General features: G+C 38.4%; 3 protein-coding genes. All 3 read right to left on the bottom strand.

Going from position 1 to position 3,974, the window contains the following annotated elements; translation table 11 throughout:
• Window positions 1–168 precede the first annotated feature (168 nt).
• The 3 genes from NJ959_RS18055 to NJ959_RS18065 all read right to left on the bottom strand — a co-directional run bounded on the left by NJ959_RS18055 (window position 169) and on the right by NJ959_RS18065 (window position 3,944).
• Window positions 169–1,143, bottom strand: a complete 975-nt coding sequence (locus NJ959_RS18055) for an AAA family ATPase (RefSeq protein WP_254013131.1) — start codon at window positions 1,141–1,143, stop codon at window positions 169–171.
• Window positions 1,140–2,126 carry a hypothetical protein gene (locus tag NJ959_RS18060; RefSeq protein WP_254013132.1) on the bottom strand — a complete coding sequence of 329 codons (987 nt, stop codon included), beginning with the start codon at window positions 2,124–2,126 and terminating at the stop codon, window positions 1,140–1,142. The genes NJ959_RS18055 and NJ959_RS18060 overlap by 4 nt, the downstream gene beginning before the upstream one ends.
• Window positions 2,127–2,555: 429 nt before the next feature.
• On the bottom strand, window positions 2,556–3,944 hold the full coding sequence (locus tag NJ959_RS18065; protein ID WP_254013133.1) for a CHAT domain-containing protein: 1,389 nt from the start codon (window positions 3,942–3,944) through the stop codon (window positions 2,556–2,558).
• Window positions 3,945–3,974 lie beyond the last annotated feature (30 nt).

The following is a 3,974-nucleotide window of genomic DNA, read 5'->3' on the forward strand; positions in this document are numbered from 1 at the left end:
CAGTGGTTAAAACCACTGTCTAACAGCTAAAGTCGGTTGAAACCGACTGAAGAAGAATTTTAGTCGGTTTCAACCGACTTTAGCTATGAGACAGAGAATTTATTCTCTGTCGGATTATCGCCGAAGAATTTATTCTCTGTCGGATTATCGCCTAAACACTTAATATTATCAAGCCTTAGCATATTTTTTCCAATCTTGCTGAAGCTTAAACAACAACTCTCGATAAGGCAACAGTTGATCTTTTTCCAGTTGTTTAGGATTATAAGGCTTTGAATCAAATGTATGGAGTGCTTTCAGCCAATCCAAAAATTCGCTGGTTCCCGGTTTCTTAAACAGTCCACCTTCATTCCATACATGGAGAAAGCGATTAATTGCTATCGTTACCAAATCAGACGATGGTGGTGTTTCTCCAGAAAGTTGGTAGTGTTTATCCACAATTTCCTGCAATTGTTCCGGATTGTTAGGAAAGTCTAGATAGTGATAGAGACAACGGCGGAGAAATGGTGCGGGCAAATTACCTTTTTCTTTATTACTAGTAATAATCGTAATTGGTTTTTCCCTAGCCGTAACTGTTTCTCCTGTTTCCTTAATTTTGAATTCCCAAGGCTCATCTAATACAGCTAGCAAGTCATTGGGAAAATCTAAGTCAGCTTTATCTATTTCATCAATTAACACTACTGCGGGAGAATCCTGCAATCTAAATGCTTTCCCTAAAGCCCCAAATTTACGATAATGTTTGGCGTTAGCAGGATTGCGATTTATCCTTACCTCCTTTTCCCCATCATCAGTTTCAGTTTCATTTACTAACTCGACTGGTGCTACTTTCTGAGTTTGAACATCATGCAATCGGAGGATAGCATCATATTCATAAAGTCCATCTTGTGCTTTAGTTGTTGAGCGTATATCCCAACGATAAAGGGGTATTCCTAATTCATAAGCCACCGCTGAAGCTAGGCGAGTTTTTCCGCACCCAGCATCTCCTTCTAATAATAATGGTCGTCTGAGATAGATTGCTAAGTTTACAGCTTTCTTTAATTGTGGAGAAACCACATAAGGTTCTGGTTTAGTTGGTGAATCTGGGTGTGGATTTTCCATTTGGTAATTAAAATTACCTGTAAATTCTAATCTTTGCCATCCTGTCATATCTTAAAATCCCTCTCCAAAATAGAACAAATAGTATCTGGCGTACCTTCACTTTCGCGATGAATCTGCTTGGCTAACTTTAAACTTTCTGCATTAGACAATCCTCGAAAATTAATTAACCATTTTTTGATATCCTCCACTGTCCAATCTGGTAGTGGTAGTTCAATAGCCTTGCCTGATTGAAATGTATCTGCTGTACAAAAACAAGGTGACAAATACGAACAATCATCGAAAACTTTACTTTTGGCGACAAGTGCCACGATAAATCTAATTTTACCAAATTCTCCAAAGATAGGATTAAGATCGCTAATTAAAGGATGCCAAAATTCCTTGATAAACCAATCTAAGAAATTTTCTTGGTCAATTACACTATCCCAATTTTCAACTCTAATAAATATAGTACTACCACCCCGGAGAGATAAGCAAAGTCTCTCTATACTCTTTGGCAAACATGCTCCTGAATCTGAGCTTAAATGACTTGCCAATCGTTTAGAAAACTCCACCTCATTAAATTCAGAAATTGGCGAACCTAAGTCGATGGGATAAGATCGGAAATCCCCAATAATATCATCTCCCACTTTGCGATCGCGAACCATCAAATCTAACACTTCATCAAGACAGTAACAGCCCTTCTGTTTTGTACTTCTTTGTAAAAACAAAAGAATCGCCCCACTAGCATCATCCAATTTATTATTAATTGAATTGGCAATCTTTTTGGCTTGATGAAAGTCAATCTTTTGAAAGCTTTTCTCTAAGTTTAAGTAACGGATATTTGGGCTATAATTACTGCGTTCCAATTCCTTAAGCTGCTTGTCTATATCTTGGATATCCTTCAAAAGCCTTTGTGCTTTTCTTTCCAGTTTTAATTCATCATCGTGATTGATAACTTCCTCCAACTGATACTCTACCTTAGCAAGTTCTTCTTGTTTTGTCGCTATACGCTTTGTCAGATATTCTCTTGTTATCTCAGTACCTACTGTCATGATTGCAGCTATTTATTATATACTCAATTAACCAAATAAAATCTATTATCCGTAGGGTGCGTTATGCCAATAACTTGCACGCCTTCCGATAACCCGACAGTGGTTAAAACCACTGTCTAATAGCTCAAGTCGGTTGAAACCGACTGAATGAGAGTGTTAGTCCATTTTAATGGACTTAAGTTATTAGGTGTTGAATTAATTCCATGGCGGATTTTCTTGCTCTACTGACAATTAGACAAGTTATCAGTTATGCTACGCTAATGCACCATTCCCACTATATATAATGTAGCTCCATAAGTCCAGATCTAGCAATAAAATTTATCAGGGATTCAGTTTAGCTTTGAGATTTTGAATTTCCTGCAAAAGCCTTTCTGCCCTTCTTTCAAATTTTAATTCTTCATCTTGACTGATAACTTCCTCCAACTGAGATTAAACTTTAGCTAATTCTGCTTCCTTGGCAGCTATACGTTTCTTATAAAACTCATTATGGGGATTATCGGGTAGTGGTGGAGATTGAGGAAGAGTAACTGAAATAGCGGGTTGAGTCGGTAAAACATCAGATTCATCCAAATTAAACAATTGCCCTCCCTGATTATCCGCCCAACGGAGATACAAAATGGGACGATACCACTGATTCCATTCAATTCCCATCGCACTTTGTCCCCGCCGCAAAGCCACAGCTAAGGAATCTTTTTCTCCCAAAGAACGATAAAAATATTCAGAAAAAGCACTAGCAGCAGATACACTAACAGAATAAGTCATTGCCACCACAGCCGGAATACCTTTACCAATCAAATTCTGCGCCACCCCATTAAAAACACTCTCACTCAAACGAGACATCCCACTCCGGCAACTACTCAACACAACCAAAGCAATTCCCTCTCCTGAATTACCTTCTTCTCGACGCTGTAAATTACCTAATAATTCACCAATTTCTCTAGCACTTACAAAATCAGCTTTTCTCGCTGATTTCTGAAATACCAAATAACCTTGAGCTTCTCCCAATGTAGCACCACATCCACACTGAGTTTCCTTTTGTTTATAAGCTTTCCGACATCCCATTTCATTACACCGCTTGCCAAAAAAGCCATGCCCATCAAAATGGATAACATGAGGAAGTTTCCCTGTTATTTGCCGCAATCCATCCAATGTGGGAGGATCAAGAAAATCCAGTTTAACTTTCCCTTCCGCCTCAGCCTTTTGCAATCCAGAAGCAATCGCTTTTCGTTCAAGAGGAGGTAAAGATGGCAGCCCTATATTCTTATCGCCAATACCCGAAGAAATCAATAAGATATTAAGACGAGCAACTGATGGTAAATTAGGAGGAGGACTTTGATAAGCAATATAGCGAGAAAAAGTTACACCTTGATGAGCTAAAAAATCATAATCATTATGAAGTAACTCCCAACGATAATCAGTCAAACGGATATATTTAGGAGCATCTGAAGGGAACCGCAAGCGAATATGTAAAAAAGTGCGATCGCGTTTTGCATCTCTTACCCCCATCTCAATCACTTGCTGAATCTTTTGACCTAATATTTGATATAATCTACGCCCAATATTAGCCAAATATTGAGGAGGAAAAGCACTCTTATCAGACAGTAAAAGTCCCTCTCTTACCATCCAATCTTCTTCAGCTTCCGGAAAATTATCCCCATTAAACTTAGTTGACTCTAACACCTTAACAACAGTAAAACTTCTATCCTGAATATCGGTAGTTTCACCATCAACAAAAGGCAAATCAGGTTGGTAATGGACTTCTCCCGAAGCACCCTCCACACTCACCTTAAAACAATCTTTATTCCCTTCAATAGGCAAAAACCGCAACTCCAATAGATTCTTTTACCC

It is taken from the genome of Limnofasciculus baicalensis BBK-W-15 (assembly GCF_024178385.1).
GTDB classification, from domain to species: Bacteria; Cyanobacteriota; Cyanobacteriia; order Cyanobacteriales; family Coleofasciculaceae; genus Limnofasciculus; species Limnofasciculus baicalensis.

Excerpts from the sequence above, each read along its gene's own strand:
- NJ959_RS18060 (WP_254013132.1), bottom strand. The coding sequence starts at position 2,126 with ATGACAGTAGGTACTGAGATAACAAGAGAATATCTGACAAAGCGTATA.
- NJ959_RS18055 (WP_254013131.1), bottom strand. The coding sequence starts at position 1,143 with ATGACAGGATGGCAAAGATTAGAATTTACAGGTAATTTTAATTACCAA.